Genomic DNA, 16,309 nt, shown 5'->3' with positions numbered 1-16,309 from the left:
TTATGGAACAGGAATTTGTCAAAGCCCTCCCCATCCTTCATCATCTGATGAAGGCGGGCCATCAGGCGTACTTTGTCGGGGGAGCCGTCAGAGACAGCTATATGAAACGGAAAATAGGTGATGTGGATATCGCAACCAGCGCTTCGCCGAATGAGGTGGAGCGCCTCTTTAAGCGGACTGTCGATGTAGGAAAAGAGCACGGCACCGTAATCGTCTTGTGGGAAGATGAAACCTATGAAGTCACCACTTTTCGCGCCGAATCAGAATATAAGGACTACCGGCGCCCTGAAGCTGTGCGGTTCATTACTTCTTTATCAGAAGACTTAAAGCGGAGAGACTTAACGATAAATGCGATGGCGATGTCTGCCGAGGGAGAGCTGCTTGATTATTTCGGAGGCGCGCATGATATCGGTCAAAAGCTGATCCGTACGGTGGGTAATCCTGAAGACCGTTTTCGGGAAGACGCTCTGCGGATGATGAGAGCCGTCCGCTTTATGAGTCAGCTCGGCTTTCTGTTAGAAAAAGAAACAAGAGAGGCCGTCATAAAAGACAGGGAGCTTTTGGCACATGTATCAGTAGAACGAAAGACCGTCGAATTTGAAAAGCTGATGCAGGGCGCTTCCTCACAAGAAGCGATCCAAACGATGGTGCAAACAGGTCTGATACAAGAGCTGCCCGGCCTTTCCGGTTATGAGCAGCAAATGCTTGAAGCGAGCGGATTTCCGTTTTCTTCTTTAGATGCACGCGAAGAACGCTGGGCAGCGCTGTTATTGTTTCTCGGTCTTTGTCCGAAAAGCGCCGAGGCGTTTTTAAAACAATGGAAACTGCCGGGAAAAGTCATAAAAAAAGCGGTGCAGATCATAAGCGTTTATCCGGCGCAGCTGGAAGCGGAAGCGATGTACCGGGCGGGAGAGGCGCTGTTTTCAGCCGTTAAAATCGGGATGCTGAAAAAGCATAAGACGATTGATGAACAAAAGCTGAAAGAGGTTCAGAGCCTGTATGATCAGCTGCCGATCAAAAGCCTTCGAGACCTCGACATTTCAGGCGCTGATCTGATGAAGCTCAGAAACCGCCGCGCGGGTAAATGGGTGGCCGAGGAACTTCGCCGGATCGAAGAAGCGGTATTGGCAGGGAAGCTCCCTAACCGAAAACATGACATAAAGGAGTGGCTCGCATCATGGGATCAACATTAAGAATCCGATTAATTGATTTATTTTCTGAGGCGGGTGACGGCTTTATCTCCGGGCAGAAAATAAGTGACGCGCTCGGCTGCTCGAGAACCGCCGTTTGGAAACATATAGAGGAGCTCCGCAAAGAGGGCTATGAGGTTGAGGCGGTCAGACGAAAAGGGTACAGGCTCATTAAAAAACCGGGGAAACTCAGTGAATCCGAAATCCGTTTCGGGCTGAAAACAGAGGTTTTGGGCAAACAGCTTCATTACCGGGACGTCCTGCCGTCCACCCAAAAAACCGCTCATGAACTTGCCAATGACGGTGCGCCGGAAGGGACGCTCGTAGTCGCCGATAAACAAACGGCAGGCAGAGGAAGAATGGCCAGAGTGTGGCATTCACAGGAGGGAAACGGGATTTGGATGAGCCTCATTCTGAGACCCGACGTTCCTTTGCAAAAAACGCCTCAGCTCACCCTGTTATCCGCCGTTGCGGTCGTACAGGCCATCGAGGCTTTTACAGGTGTACAGCCCGCCATTAAATGGCCGAATGATTTAATGATTCACGGCAAAAAAGCCGTCGGGATTTTAACTGAGCTGCAGGCAGAAGAAGACCGTGTCCGTTCGGTTATTCTTGGGATCGGCATCAACGTGAACCAGCAGGAAACCGATTTTCCCGGCGAGCTTCAGGACATTGCGACAAGCCTCAGCATGGAAGCCGGCGAAAAAATTGACAGAGCGGGTCTGATACAAGAGATTTTGCTGACTTTTGAAAAACGCTATCAGGATTATTTGAAGCACGGCTTTACACCGATCAAGCTGTTATGGGAAAGCTATGCGGTCGGACTGGGGAACGAGCTCAGAGCGAGAACGCTGCAAGGAACGTTTTACGGGAAATCGCTCGGCATTGATGATGAGGGAGTTCTTCTCCTGGAAACGAGAGCCGGTATAAAGAAGATCTATTCTGCCGATATTGAGCTCAATTAATCTTAGTTGGTACAAGCCTCGTGAATTTGGTATACTTCCTATGGGCAGTATCATAATGAACTGCACCTGATCAGCAGAACAGAGATTACGAAAAGTCTGCCTTGATCCAAAAAAGGACTGGGACAGAGGGATGACATTCGCCGAACGTTAAACAAGTGGGAATCCTTCTTATTTTACAGAAGGCTTTTTTGCTTGCGAAGAATTGGCGGCTCATCTCCTCACCGTTTAGAGGAGGAGAAACAGAATGAAAACAAAACTGGATTTCATGAAAATGAAGGAAAACGGAGAGCCGATCGTGATGCTGACCGCTTACGATTATCCGCAGGCAAAGCTTGCGGAACAGGCGGGAGTCGACATGATTTTAGTCGGGGATTCGCTCGGAATGGTCGTGCTCGGACTCGATTCAACAGTCGGCGTAACGGTCAGTGACATGATTCACCATACAAAAGCGGTAAAACGCGGTGCGAAAAATACGTTTATCGTAACTGACATGCCGTTTATGTCTTACCACCTTTCAAAAGAAGATACATTGAAAAACGCCGCGGCCATTATTCAGGAAAGCGGCGCGGACGCGTTAAAGCTGGAAGGCGGAGACGGCGTTTTCGAATCCATCCGTGCGCTGACTCTCGGCGGAATTCCCGTCGTCAGCCATTTAGGCCTCACACCGCAGTCTGTCGGCGTATTAGGCGGATATAAAGTGCAGGGAAAAGATGAGCAAAGCGCGAAAAAGCTCATTGAAGACAGCATCAAATGCGAGCAGGCAGGAGCGATGATGCTCGTGCTTGAATGCGTGCCTGCTGAACTGACTGCTAAAATAAAAGAAGAAGTATCCATTCCCGTCATCGGAATCGGAGCCGGTTCAAAAGCGGACGGCCAAGTCCTTGTTTATCATGACGTCGTCGGCCACGGCGTGGACAGAACACCCAAGTTCGTGAAGCAATACGCCAAAATCGACGGCACGATTGAGTCGGCCCTCAGTGATTATGTCCGTGATGTGAAAGAACGGGTTTTCCCGGAAGAAAAGCATTCCTTTCAGATAAACCAAACTGTGCTGCAAGGCTTGTACGGAGGAAAGTAAGCGATGAAACAACTGACAGAAACTCAACAGCTGAAAGAATTAATTGCACAATACCGCTCAGAAGGCCGGACGATCGGATTCGTCCCGACAATGGGTTTTCTTCATGAAGGACATCTGACGCTGGTTGAAAAAGCAAGCAAAGAAAACGATATTGTCGTGATGAGCATCTTTGTCAATCCGACTCAATTCGGACCGGGCGAGGATTACGAAGCATATCCGCGGGATTTAAAGCGCGATGCCCGGCTTGCAGAACAGGCGGGGGCAGATGTTTTGTTTACGCCGTCTCCAAGTGACATGTATAAAGGCGAGCAAAATGTTGCCGTGCAAGTGAAAAGGAGAACTGACGTGTTGTGCGGCGCCTCCCGCGTCGGCCATTTTGACGGAGTGGCCACTGTGCTGACGAAGTTTTTCAATCTCGTTAAACCGACCCGCGCCTACTTCGGCCTGAAAGATGCCCAGCAGGCAGCGGTTGTGGACGGATTGATTGAGGATTTCTTTATGGATATCGAATTGGTTGCAGTGGACACGGTCAGAGAAGAAGACGGACTTGCCAAAAGCTCTCGCAACGTCTATCTGACTGAGCAGGAACGCAAAGAAGCGCCGATGATCTATAAAGCATTGCAGCAAGGTGCCGAACTGATCAAAGACGGTGAAAGAAATCCGGAAACCGTCATAAAAACCGTCACCGATATCATCGAAAACACAAGCGGCGTCATTGATTATGCCGAACTGTACGCTTATCCGGAGCTGACTCCGCTTAAAACATTAAACGGCAAGGTCATTCTGGCCTGCGCCGTCCAATTTTCTAAAGCCAGACTGATTGATAATATCATTATTGATATTGATGAATGGGAGAGATCATAATATGTACCGCACTATGATGGCCGGAAAACTGCACCGCGCTACCGTGACGGAAGCCAATTTAAACTATGTCGGCAGTATTACGATTGATGAAGATCTTTTAGATGCCGTCGGAATGCTCGCTAATGAAAAAGTTCAGATTGTGAATAATAACAACGGAGCGAGACTTGAAACGTATATTATTCCCGGTAAGCGGGGGAGCGGCGTCATCTGTTTAAACGGAGCTGCCGCCCGTCTCGTCCAAGAAGGAGATAAAGTCATTATTATTTCTTATCAAATGATGTCTGATCAGGAAGCAAAAAGCCATCAGCCGAAGGTGGCCGTACTGGATGATCAGAATAAAATCGAGCAGATGCTGGGCCAGGAGCCGGCACACACGATTTTGTAAAAGAGCCCCCTTCATGGGGGTTTTCTTTTAAGATTTAGGGGCAAAAGCTGTTTTTCCGCTCCATTTCTCAACAAAACGTGTTACACTTTTCTCGTATGCAAGAATTGAGGTGTCCATTTTAATGAACAAACAACGGTTCGTTGTCATAGATGTCGAAACAACAGGAAATTCGCCGAAAAAGGGCGATAAAATCATTCAAATCGCAGCGGTTGTCATTGAAAATGGACAAATAACTGAGCGGTTTTCAAAATATATCAATCCGAATCAGGTCATCCCGCCGTTTATTGAACAGCTGACGGGAATTTCGTCCGGAATGGTTGAAAATGAACTGCCGTTTGAAGCGGTCGCAGAGGAGATTTTTCATCTGCTTGACGGCGCGTATTTTGTTGCCCACAATATTCATTTCGACCTCGGATTTGTCCGGCATGAACTGAGCGAAGCGGGCTATGAGCTGCCGGATTGTGAAGTGCTTGATACGGTTGAGCTTTCGCGTATTGTTTTCCCGGGGTTTGAAGGATATAAGCTCGGTGAGTTGTGCGCGGAGCTGAATATTGTTCATGACCGCCCTCACCGCGCAGACAGCGATGCGGAGGTTACGGGACTGGTCTTTTTAGACATTTTACATAAACTGAAACATTTGCCTTTACCGACGTTAAAGCAGCTTAGAAGGCTTTCACAGCATTTTATCAGCGATTTGACGCTGCTTTTGGATTCTTTTATACATGAAAGCAGGCCGGCGGAAGAAAAGAGCTGCATTCCATACGCCTCTTTTTCAATCAAAGAGCCCGATCACATTCCGGTTTCCCGTCCGGTGAATGCGGCCATTGACCTTGAAAAGTGGAACGAAGAAAAAGAACAGATCTTATCCGATATCATCCCCCGCTATGAAAAGCGGAAAGGGCAGCTTTCGATGATGGATGAAGTGCTTGGCGCCTTCCGCAATCGGGAGCATGCGCTGATTGAAGCGGCGCCCGGCATCGGAAAAACGATCGGTTATCTCGTTCCGGCTGTTTTATTTGCCAAAGCGGAACAAACTCCCGTGATTATCAGCACGTACTCTACTCTTTTGCAGCAGCAGATCATGTCTAAAGATCTTCCGCTTTTGGAGCGTATGTTTCCTTGGCCGGTCAAAGCCGCTATTTTAAAAGGGAAATCACATTATCTGTGCCTGCCTAAGTTTGAACATATTCTGCATGAGGAAGATGACAACTATGATGCGGTTTTGACGAAAGCACAGCTTCTCGTCTGGCTGACGGAGACTGAAACGGGCGACGCCGCTGAGCTGAATCTTCCATCAGGCGGCAGATTGCTGTGGGAGCGCATGGCTTACGATGAGAATTCTTTTTTGAAAAAAGGGAAGGACTCGGCTGCCGGGTTTTATGAACGGGCTAAAGAAAAAGCGCAGGCCGCAGATCTGATTATCACAAACCATGCTTTGCTGTTTTCAGATCAAAGCAGTGAAACGAAAAAACTGCCTGCAAGCGGAACGGTCATCATTGATGAAGCGCATCATTTCGAACGCGCTGCCAGCGAGCACCTCGGGAAGAGAGCTTCATACATCGGACTGCACACAAAGCTCAGCCGAATCGGAACCTTAAAGGAACACGGACTGTTAAAGCGGATGAGGAAACTGTTTTATACGTATGAACTGCCGGCGGAAAGTTTTTTTGACGCCGATGAGTGGATGAAGCATATTCAATCGGAAAGCGACGCATTTTTCAGTTCAGTGCATTCTTTTGTCAAACGAAGAAAACCTAAAGACGATCTGAACCGTCTCGTCTATAGTCTCAATCATAAAAGCCAGGATAAAGGGTTTCACATGATAACGGACGGAGCGGAGCGGCTTTGTGCGATGCTGGATCAGCTGCTTGACATGTTTTCAGTACAGGAGAAACTGTTACATCAAAAGCTTGATCAGATGAAAAGCGGAGCGGCTTTTTTAGCGGCCGAATATGTAAAGTGTATCAGGGGGCTGAAAGAATATCGCGATACGTTCAGCAGGCTGCTGTTTGAAAATGATGAGAAAGAAGCCGTTTGGGTTGAAATTGACGCGAAAGGCGCAAAAAACGCCGTCAGCATCTATGCGCAGCCTTTGGAGCCCGGTGAAATGCTGGCAGACCAGTTTTTCGCCCGCAAAAAAAGCGTTGTGCTCACATCAGCGACCTTAATGGTGGAGCAGTCTTTTCAATTTATGATTGAAAGGCTCGGACTTGCGGATTTTTATCCGCGCACCAAAAGCATCCCGTCTCCTTTTTCTTACGATGATCAGATGAACGTCATCATTCCGAAAGAGATGAAATCCGTTAAATATGACGGGGAGCGGGAAGTCATTGAGCATATTGCCAAGTATGCGGAAATCATGTCAAAGGGAAAACAGCCGAAGATCCTTGTCCTGTTTACGTCTCATGATATGCTGAAAAAAGTGTATCAGGAACTGAAACTCAGTATGGAGATCTCAGGCATTCAGCTTCTCGCCCAAGGTATTTCGGGCGGGAGTCCCGGTAAATTAATGAAAACCTTTAAAACGGCAAGCCGGGCGATTTTGCTCGGGACGAATCATTTCTGGGAAGGCGTTGATTTTCCGGGGGATGAATTGTCAACTGTCATGATCGCAAGACTTCCTTTCAGGGCGCCTGACAATCCGCTTCACGCCGCAAAATGCGAATTTGCCAAGAAGCAGGGGAAAAATCCGTTTCAGACGATTTCCCTGCCTGAGGCTGTGTTAACGTTCAGACAGGGGATCGGGCGCCTGCTCCGTACGGCGGGAGACAAGGGAACAATCGTTCTTTTAGATCAGCGTGTAAAGACGGCGGGTTACGGACGGCTGTTTCTTGAAGCGCTCCCGACTTCATCTCTTTTGGAGCTGACGGATGCCGAACTCGGGGCTTATGTCAGCCAAACGGAATAAAAGCCGCATAAACGCGGCTTTCGTGGTGTGGGATGAGGAATTGTTTTTATAGTAAAAGCGGGTTCATGCCGCCTTGTGATTTTATTATGCCGCGGGCGCATCCCGTTATGACTAACAAAATTTGTTCGACCGATGGAGGGTATAAAAATGGAAAGCAAAATTGAAATTCTGTCAACGATTAATGTGGAGCATTCAGATGATTTATATAAAATCGTCGATACATTAAACCGGACTTTGAAACGGGACAATCTGATGTTCGGCCTTGCGCTCGACGAAGAAAATCAAAATGAAGCGGTCTTCACCATTTATCGTACATAGGTGAAAAAGATGAGAAAAAAAGCATTAATATTTACAGCCGTATTTGGTATTATTTTTTTAGCAGTTCTTTTATTTTCGGCCGGCATTTTTAAATCTGCAATGGCTCAAAAAGAAGAAGGCCACGAAACAGCTGCCGCAGCCGCTAAAGAAAAAACGGATCTGACAGATGCTGAGAAAGTGGAGACCTTTGTCGGCAAACAGAAATATTATGTTGTTACCGGAACGGATAAACATGGAAAAGATATGTATGTATGGGTTCCGGCCGACAAAAAAGCAAAAATCCTCTCAAAAAAAGCCAGTGACGGCATTTCAAGCGGCAAGGCTGCCAAGATCGTTCGGGACGAAGGGCTTGTTTCCAAGCTGAATGGCGTTCACCCGGCGAGAGAAAACAATGTTCCGTTATGGGAAGTGACCTATATCAACAAAAGCGGGCAGTATAGCTTTAGCTATGTGGACTTTACAAGCGGCAAGATTCTCAAAAACATCACACCGTGAGACGTATTAGGGGGAGTTCAAGTTGAAATTGGCAAAAAGAGTATCCGCATTAACACCGTCTGCAACACTTGCAATTACTGCAAAAGCGAAAGAGCTGAAAGCAGAAGGCCATGATGTCATCGGCCTCGGAGCAGGAGAACCGGATTTTAATACGCCTCAGCACATTATAGATGCCGCGGTGCGTTCCATGAATGAAGGCCACACAAAATATACGCCTTCAGGCGGTCTGCCGGCGCTGAAAGACAGTATCGCAAAAAAATTCAAAAACGATCAGGGGATTGAATATAAGCCGTCAGAAATCATTGTCTGCACCGGAGCGAAACACGCTCTGTATACATTATTTCAGGTCATTCTTGATGAAGGGGACGAAGTGATTATACCGACTCCTTACTGGGTCAGCTACCCTGAGCAGGTGAAACTGGCAGGGGGGCGTCCCGTCTATGCAGAAGGGCTGGAATCCAATCAGTTTAAAATTTCACCGGAGCAGCTGAAGCAGGCTATCACCGAGAAAACAAAAGCGCTCATTATCAATTCACCGAGCAACCCGACAGGTGTTATGTATACGAAAGAAGAGCTTGCGGAACTTGGAAAAGTGTGTCTGGAGCATGGCATTCTGATCGTTTCCGACGAGATTTATGAGAAGCTTACATACGGAGGAAAAAAACACGTCTCAATCGCACAGCTTTCAGATGAATTGAAAGAGCAGACGATCATCATTAACGGCGTTTCGAAATCTCACAGCATGACGGGCTGGAGGATCGGCTATGCGGCGGGTTCGGAGACGATTATTAAAGCGATGACGAGCCTTGCGAGCCACAGCACATCAAATCCGACGTCCATCGCTCAATACGGCGCTATTGCGGCCTATAACGGTCCGGCTGAGCCGCTGGAAGAGATGAGACAGGCATTTGAGCACAGACTGAACACCATTTACGCTCAGCTCAGTGAAATTCCCGGATTCACCTGTGTCAAGCCTGAAGGGGCGTTTTACTTGTTCCCTAACGCCAAAGCGGCCGCAGAAAACTGCGGATTCAAAGATGTCGATGAATACGTCAAGGCGCTTCTGGAAGAAGAAAAAGTCGCCATCGTGCCGGGCTCGGGCTTCGGCTCACCGGACAACGTCCGTTTATCTTACGCAACGTCACTTGATCTTTTAGAAGAAGCGGTCGAAAGAATCCGCCGCTTCACGGAAAAACACAGCTGATTCTGAAAAAGCGGCTTTTAAAGCCGCTTTTCACTTGCATTGACCCCGTTAGAGTAGAACGGGTATAATAAAGTGATGAAAAAAGAGATTCAGGCAGATTCCTGAATGTCTTTCTTGTTCTGGAGGGAAAGAGTTTGAAAACAACAATCAACCAAGTGTATAAACACACAGGCGAGGAAGTAACGATTGGAGCTTGGGTCGCTAATAAACGCTCAAGCGGTAAAATCGCATTTTTACAGCTGAGAGACGGTACCGGCTTCATTCAGGGAGTTGTCGTCAAAGCTGAAGTAGAAGAAGACATCTTCCAAATCGCGAAATCAGTGACGCAGGAAACGTCACTTTATGTAAAAGGAATTGTGAAAGAGGACGAGCGTTCACCGCTTGGCTATGAGCTTGCTGTTACATCCATTGAAGTCATTCACGAAGCGACTGATTATCCGATTACGCCTAAAGAGCACGGTACGGAATTCTTAATGGATCACAGACATTTATGGCTCCGTTCGAAACGCCAGCACGCAATTATGAAAATCCGCAACGAAATCATCCGTGCGACTTATGAATTTTTCAACAAAGAAGGCTTCGTGAAAGTTGATCCGCCGATTTTGACGGGAAGCGCTCCGGAAGGCACGACTGAGCTGTTCGCGACGAAATATTTTGATGAAGATGCCTTCCTGTCTCAAAGCGGCCAGCTGTATATGGAAGCAGCTGCAATGGCGCTCGGAAAAGTATTCTCTTTCGGACCGACGTTCAGAGCGGAAAAATCGAAAACGAAACGCCATCTCATCGAATTCTGGATGATTGAGCCTGAAATGGCATTTGTTGAATTTGAAGAAAACCTTGAAGTTCAGGAGAATTATGTTGCATACATCGTGCAAAGCGTGCTGGAACATTGTAAGATCGAGCTGAACACATTAGGAAGAGACACATCGAAGCTTGAACAAATCAAAGCGCCATTCCCGCGCATTACGTACGATAAAGCGATCGAATTCCTGAAAGAAAAAGGCTTTGACGATATTGAGTGGGGAGATGACTTCGGTGCGCCGCATGAAACAGCGATCGCAGAAAGCTATGACAAACCGGTGTTTATCACTCATTATCCGACGTCATTAAAACCGTTTTATATGCAGCCTGCCAAAGATCGTGACGATGTCGTGTTATGTGCCGACTTAATCGCTCCGGAAGGCTACGGGGAAATCATCGGCGGTTCAGAACGCGTTCATGATATGGATTTATTGGAAGAAAGATTAAAAGAACACGGTCTGGATTCAGATGCTTACAAATGGTATGCTGAACTCAGACAATACGGTTCTGTTCCGCACTCCGGCTTCGGCCTTGGACTTGAGCGGACAGTGGCTTGGATCAGCGGAGCGCCTCACGTGCGTGAAACGATTCCGTTCCCGAGACTTCTGAACCGTCTGTATCCGTAATAGTTATGAAAAACGAAGTCTCCTGCAAGGGAGACTTTTTCTAAGTAAAGGGGAAAGCTCCCGGAGATAACCTTTTACAGTAAGAGGTGTAAGGATGAAAAAACAGCAATTTATAGATATGCAGGAACTCGGCATTTCAAGCATTCCCAACCTGCTGCTGACACATTACCGGCAGCTTGGGCTGAATGAAACCGAATTGATCCTGCTTTTGAAGATTAAAATGCATTTGGAAAAAGGCTCTTATTTTCCGACGCCGTTTGAACTTCAATCAGGCATGTCCATCTCTGCTGAAGAATGTACAAGCTGCCTGAGAATGTTTATTCAAAAAGGTTTTCTGTTTATTGAAGAATGTGAAGACCATAACGGTATAAAGTTTGAAAAATATTCTCTGCAGCCGTTATGGGCGAAGCTGTATGATTACATGCAGCATTCACAAAACGAAACGCAGGAAAGAACGTCAGAAAGAGAACAAAAAAGCCTGTATACCATCTTTGAAGAAGAGTTCGGAAGACCGCTGTCGCCGCTTGAATGCGAGACGCTGGCCATATGGCAGGATCAGGATCAGCATGATGCGATTCTGATTAAACACGCCTTAAAAGAAGCCGTTTTATCGGGGAAACTCAGTTTTCGCTATATTGACCGGATTTTATTTGAATGGAAAAAGAACGGCTTCAAAACGGTTGAGCAGGCGAAGGCGCACAGCCAAAAATTCCGGCGTGTTCAAACGAAACAAAATGATCCGCAAAAAGAGTATACGAGGCAGGTGCCTTTTTACAATTGGCTGGAACAATAACATGAGAAGGGGAGAAACGTGTTAAATTTAAAGCAGATTGAATATTGTCTTGAAAAAATCGGCGATATGTTTCCGCACGCAGAATGTGAACTTGTCCATTCAAATCCTTTCGAATTGGTTGTGGCAGTCGCATTATCCGCGCAATGTACGGATGCTCTCGTCAACAGAGTGACAAAAACGCTATTTCAAAAATATAAACGGCCCGAAGATTATCTTGCCGTATCGCTGGAAGAACTCCAGCAGGATATTAAATCAATCGGCCTGTACCGTAATAAAGCCAAAAATATTCAAAAGCTGAGCAAAATGATCATCGAAGAGTACGGCGGAGAAGTGCCGAAAGACCGGGATGAGCTTGTGAATCTGCCGGGTGTCGGACGGAAAACGGCAAATGTGGTCGTGTCTGTTGCTTTCGGCGTACCTGCGATTGCAGTAGACACTCATGTGGAGCGGGTCTCTAAACGGCTCGGTATCTGCCGCTGGAAGGACTCTGTTTTGGAAGTAGAGAAAACATTAATGAAAAAAGTGCCGAAAGAGGATTGGTCTGTTACGCACCACAGATTAATATTTTTCGGCAGGTATCATTGTAAAGCGCAATCTCCCCGCTGTGCGGAATGTCCTTTGCTTCCGCTATGCAGAGAAGGGCAGAAGCGTGACAAAAAAGGGCTGGTGAAACGGTGACGGCGATTGACATTCTGGCAGGCTATGAAACATACCTGCGCAGCCTTACGGACTTGGAAAGCCACGAGATCAAAACGGCGCTGCGCCGCCATCCGCTGTATATGGATTTCAGCGGTCAGCCAACAGTGCAGCCATGGAGGGAAAGGGGCGAATATGTCCCGTTTCTGTTTCAGATTTGGAACGAAACGAAAGAAACGCTGCTTCCCGTTTTTCAAACAAGAAAATCGAGATGTGATCAAAATGACATGCTGAAGGGAATTGCCTGTCTGATTGCCGCTTTTCACTGGACGGCAGGGGAGCGGGTTACATCACTCGACTGGACTGTGCTTGAAACAAAACATTTTCCCGCCGAACCGATCAATTGGGCGGAGCGAATGGCGTTTATTTTAACGAAACCGACTCAATTTCACTCGTTTATTCAGCTTGATGAATTGATGACGGAGATGAAGAAGCAATATCATAAACATGAAGCCATGAACAAATGTTAAAAACCTCCTTTTCTCATAAGGAGGTTTTTTTGTATGAAAAAAATCCTTCACCTGTTTGAGGTGAAGGATTTCGTCCGCTAATGAGCGGAATTTGACTGGATGGTTGACGAATTGGACTGCCCGTTGATATTTGAAGATGAGTCTTGGTTTTTGTCCGTTTGACCGCTGTCAGGTTTATTTGTGCCGTCTGAACCGGAATCGGAATCATTATCAGAGCCGTTATCTTGCTGTCCGTTGTTATCCGTCCCGTTACCGGGCTGATTCTGATTGTTGTCATCCGTTTGATCCTTATCGGATTGATCCTGATTTTTATCTGAGTCATCAGTGGGTGTTTGATCCGATCCGTCAGACGTATCTGTCTGATTGTCATCTGTGTTTGAATCATCGGTTTGCGTCTTGTCTTTATCTTTATCTTCATCAGACTTCTGTTCATCGTCAGTCGCTTTATCTTTATCTGCATCGTCTTCTTCATCTTTCGGGACTTTGAAAGATGCTGATGCCGTATCGCTTTTTCCGTCATCGTTTTCCGCTGTCACCTGGAAGCTGTATGTGGAGCCTGGCGTGACATCTGAGACGACGGCTTCTTTTGCCGAACTGTTTTGAATGTCACTATAGCTTCCGCCGTCAACGGATTGTTTGACATTGAATGTTGCATCACCGTCATAATCCCAGCTTAAGGTTAATGATTTTTTATCTTTGTCGTATTTCACTTGCAATCCTGTCGGTTTATCGGCTTTTTCTTTCGTGTACGTTTTAGAAACGGCAGTTGGCTGCGTTCCTTTCACGAAGTACTCCGTCACTTTTTTATCATCCGGTGTATTCGGTCCGGCTAAAGCGGCAGGATTCGAGCCTTTCTCAACCGTTTCTTTGACGACGCTGTCAGGCTGCTTGAAGCTTCCTTTACCGTCATCAACGTATGAGATCAGCTTTTGGAAAATCCGTTTTGCGACTTGCTGGTCAGCAGAAGACAGTGATTTCTTACCTGCTTTGTTGCCAGACTCAACTCCGGTCCAAACCGCTGCTGTATATTGAGGGGTGTATCCGACAAACCATGAGTCTGGGACTCCGCCTTGTGCGATATTATATTTTTGAATGTCCTCTTTAGTAAAGTTAGTGGTACCCGTTTTACCGGCGACTTCCACGTTCGGTACTTGAGCTAGTCTGCCTGTTCCTGACTGCACGACTGTTTTGAGCATATCGGTAATCATGAATGCCGTGTAATCGCTCATAGCACTTTTCGGTTTCGGTGTTAAATCAAGCTTAGTGCCGTCATTAAATTCAATCGATGTGACCGCATGCGGTTCATTGTACGTTCCGTTATTTCCGAAAGCGCTGTAGGCGCCCGCCATTGTCATAGTAGATACACCGCGGTTATCCTGACCAAATCCTCCGATCGAATAAGATTCGGTTACACTCTCTTTGTTTAATCCTAGTCCTAAGTCATTTGCGAAGTCGACGGCATTATCTTTACCGGCTGCTTGATATGCTTTCAGAGCCGGAATATTACGCGAGTCTGAGAGGGCCTCTCGCATTGATATCATATTTCTGTATTTATTGTCGTAGTCGTGAATCGGTGTGCCGTCAGAGTACGTATAAGCCGAATCATCAATCTGCTCATACGTCGACCATTTTTTATTTTCAATGACCGGGCCGTAATCCAGAATCGGTTTTATCGTTGAACCGGGCTGGGTTTTACCTTGTGTTGCATAATTGAATCCCCCGGTAGTTCTGTTCCGTCCTGCTCCGATGGCGCGGATTTCTCCGTTTGTCGTATCAAGGAGCGTGACGCCGCCCTGCATGCCTTCGGTAAATCCGGCTGTGTCGCCGTTCATCAATTGATCAAGATAATCTTGTGCTTTCGTATCAAGAGTCGTATAAATTTTCAGTCCGTCAGTTGAAATATCGACGTCTTTCTTTTCTTTTGTCTCAATTTCTTTCATAACTTCTTCAACAAAAGCGCTGTATTTATTTGTGTCCTTTTTATCGTATTCCTTTTGGCTGACGACGCCTTCATCTTTCATGGACACTTTCTTCGCTTTTTGGTATTCAGAATTTGAAATGAATCCTTGCTTTTCCATTAAGCTGAGAACAATGTTTCGGCGTTTTTCGGAAGCCTTCGGATTTTTAACCGGGTTATATCCGGTCGGGCTTTGCGGCATTCCGGCAAGCGTCGCCGCCTGTTCAACCGTAAGCTTGCTCAAATCTTTTACGCCGAAGAATTCTTCAGCCGCTTTACCGACGCCATAGGCGCGCGGTGAGAAATAAATTCTGTTTAAATACATTTCTAAGATTTCATCTTTAGAATAATGGCGCTCCAGCTGCAGTGAAAGCCACACTTCCTGTGCTTTCCGTTTAATCGTTTTCTGATGGGTCAAAAGCGAGTTTTTCACAACCTGCTGGGTGATTGTGCTTCCTCCCTCTGAACCGAATCCATCCGTAAAGTTGGCGACCAAGGCGCCTCCGATCCGGATCGGGTCTATACCGTGGTGCTTATAAAAACGGGCGTCTTCAGTTGCGATAAATGCTTCTTTCACAACATCGGGTATATCCTTAATCGGGACGTAGGTTCGTTTTTCGCCGCCCACTTCCGCGATTTCTTTGCCGTTTTTATCGTAAATCGTTGAAGAGTAAGGCGTTTTCAGCTTTGCTTCGTCCAAAGAGGGCGCGCCGGAAACCAAAACGGCAAATGCCGCCGCTCCGCCGACTATGCCAAGGACAAACAGAATAACCAAGGACAGCACAATCTTTTTGAATAAACCGCCTTTACGCTGTTTCTTGCCTTTTTTCGGTGAAGAGGGCTTAGTGCTTTTCGTCTGCCTTGCCTTACGGCGTTCTTCACGGCTCATAAATTGATCTGACATAACATCTCAACCTTTCGTTTATCAACCTTTCGCTCAGTCTACTGTTCCTGCGAAAAATAAAGCTGTTCAATAATACTAATATAATCAATTCTCGGTGAGTATCCAAGGGAAATCGGAAAGGAAGCATCTTCTAATTCGTCTTTGCGAATCGATTTTCTGCCGTTCTTCTCCTTTCTGTCCCAAAAGACAAACAGCTTGTCGGCTTCGAGGAAATAAACCTTTCCGAAAGCGGATATAATAACAAAACAAATGCCGTCTTGCCTGACCACCTGCTTCATATGCTCAATCTGATGATCATGAAAATTCTGCAGGGGAAATGCCGTTTTGTTTTTTGTTTCTTTTGCCTCAAAATCAATGTAGCGTCCTTTATAAATGCCGTTGTAGTCAGTTGTTGAAGACTGTTTAAAATAAGCTTCCTTAATGACTGCGGCGCTTCTTTTCGGATAGTGGACGTTTACAATCTGGACGGGTGTCGGCTTTTTGTGAATGACAGCAATTTGGTTAGCCAGATAATACTTATTCGTTTCATTCAGGTCGTCTTCGAGGGTCATGCCGCGATTACTGTATGAATGGGTCCGTTTCTGGCTGTTTTGGGATGAAACCGTTTTGTTCGGCTGAAAAGTTTTTCCATTCGGGTACCGAATCACTTTTTCCA

The 16,309-nt window shown here is 46.6% G+C and carries 15 protein-coding genes; 13 read left to right on the top strand and 2 right to left on the bottom strand.

Annotated features, from left to right (window positions below):
* The first annotated feature begins 2 nt into the window (after nt 1-2).
* The 13 genes from U2H13_RS10940 to U2H13_RS10880 all read left to right on the top strand — a co-directional run bounded on the left by U2H13_RS10940 (nt 3) and on the right by U2H13_RS10880 (nt 12,793).
* The gene (locus tag U2H13_RS10940) at nt 3-1,193 is read left to right on the top strand and encodes a CCA tRNA nucleotidyltransferase (protein WP_053284891.1); all 1,191 of its coding nucleotides are present in this window, start codon (nt 3-5) and stop codon (nt 1,191-1,193) included.
* Nucleotides 1,178-2,155: a biotin--[acetyl-CoA-carboxylase] ligase gene (locus U2H13_RS10935; protein ID WP_376700455.1), complete on the top strand. Its 978-nt coding sequence runs from the start codon at nt 1,178-1,180 to the stop codon at nt 2,153-2,155. The genes U2H13_RS10940 and U2H13_RS10935 overlap by 16 nt, the downstream gene beginning before the upstream one ends.
* Before the next feature lie 244 nt (nt 2,156-2,399).
* Nucleotides 2,400-3,233 carry a 3-methyl-2-oxobutanoate hydroxymethyltransferase gene (gene panB / locus U2H13_RS10930; RefSeq protein WP_007409480.1) on the top strand — a complete coding sequence of 278 codons (834 nt, stop codon included), beginning with the start codon at nt 2,400-2,402 and terminating at the stop codon, nt 3,231-3,233.
* Between the two features lie 3 nt (nt 3,234-3,236).
* Nucleotides 3,237-4,097: a pantoate--beta-alanine ligase gene (panC, locus tag U2H13_RS10925; protein WP_029973653.1), complete on the top strand. Its 861-nt coding sequence runs from the start codon at nt 3,237-3,239 to the stop codon at nt 4,095-4,097.
* A gap of 1 nt (nt 4,098) precedes the next feature.
* Complete coding sequence (gene panD, locus U2H13_RS10920) at nt 4,099-4,482, top strand: aspartate 1-decarboxylase (protein ID WP_003153510.1); 384 nt, start codon at nt 4,099-4,101, stop codon at nt 4,480-4,482.
* A gap of 121 nt (nt 4,483-4,603) precedes the next feature.
* Nucleotides 4,604-7,390 (top strand): ATP-dependent DNA helicase DinG, encoded by a 2,787-nt coding sequence (dinG, locus tag U2H13_RS10915; protein WP_053284889.1) that lies wholly within the window; start codon nt 4,604-4,606, stop codon nt 7,388-7,390.
* Nucleotides 7,391-7,537: 147 nt separating this feature from the next.
* Nucleotides 7,538-7,708, top strand: coding sequence for a YpmA family protein (locus tag U2H13_RS10910; RefSeq protein WP_003153512.1), 171 nt, complete (start codon nt 7,538-7,540; stop codon nt 7,706-7,708).
* A 9-nt stretch (nt 7,709-7,717) separates the two neighbouring features.
* Nucleotides 7,718-8,203 (top strand): cell wall elongation/penicillin-binding protein regulator TseB, encoded by a 486-nt coding sequence (tseB, locus tag U2H13_RS10905; protein WP_022553042.1) that lies wholly within the window; start codon nt 7,718-7,720, stop codon nt 8,201-8,203.
* A 22-nt stretch (nt 8,204-8,225) separates the two neighbouring features.
* Entirely contained in the window at nt 8,226-9,407 is a 1,182-nt protein-coding gene (locus U2H13_RS10900; protein WP_007612190.1) for a pyridoxal phosphate-dependent aminotransferase, read from the top strand.
* A 134-nt stretch (nt 9,408-9,541) separates the two neighbouring features.
* On the top strand, nt 9,542-10,834 hold the full coding sequence (gene asnS, locus U2H13_RS10895) for an asparagine--tRNA ligase (protein ID WP_003153515.1): 1,293 nt from the start codon (nt 9,542-9,544) through the stop codon (nt 10,832-10,834).
* 94 nt (nt 10,835-10,928) lie between these two features.
* A complete protein-coding gene (gene dnaD / locus U2H13_RS10890) occupies nt 10,929-11,627 on the top strand; it encodes a DNA replication protein DnaD (protein WP_003153516.1) in 699 nt (232 codons plus the stop codon).
* An 18-nt stretch (nt 11,628-11,645) separates the two neighbouring features.
* Nucleotides 11,646-12,305 carry an endonuclease III gene (nth, locus tag U2H13_RS10885; protein WP_007612187.1) on the top strand — a complete coding sequence of 220 codons (660 nt, stop codon included), beginning with the start codon at nt 11,646-11,648 and terminating at the stop codon, nt 12,303-12,305.
* Nucleotides 12,302-12,793 (top strand): YpoC family protein, encoded by a 492-nt coding sequence (locus U2H13_RS10880; RefSeq protein ID WP_022553044.1) that lies wholly within the window; start codon nt 12,302-12,304, stop codon nt 12,791-12,793. Before nth ends, U2H13_RS10880 begins: the two co-directional genes overlap by 4 nt.
* A 77-nt stretch (nt 12,794-12,870) precedes the next feature.
* Here U2H13_RS10880 and U2H13_RS10875 read toward each other — a convergent pair whose 3' ends face one another.
* Nucleotides 12,871-15,654: a PBP1A family penicillin-binding protein gene (locus U2H13_RS10875; RefSeq protein WP_022553045.1), complete on the bottom strand. Its 2,784-nt coding sequence runs from the start codon at nt 15,652-15,654 to the stop codon at nt 12,871-12,873.
* Nucleotides 15,655-15,692: 38 nt separating this feature from the next.
* A complete protein-coding gene (recU, locus tag U2H13_RS10870) occupies nt 15,693-16,301 on the bottom strand; it encodes a Holliday junction resolvase RecU (protein WP_014418235.1) in 609 nt (202 codons plus the stop codon).
* Nucleotides 16,302-16,309 lie beyond the last annotated feature (8 nt).

The sequence above is a fragment of the Bacillus sp. A1 genome (assembly GCF_042296235.1).
Lineage (GTDB): Bacteria > Bacillota > Bacilli > Bacillales > Bacillaceae > Bacillus > Bacillus velezensis.
The sequence above is the reverse complement of the archived record's forward strand: the minus strand, read 5'-3'. Positions and strand labels throughout refer to the sequence as shown.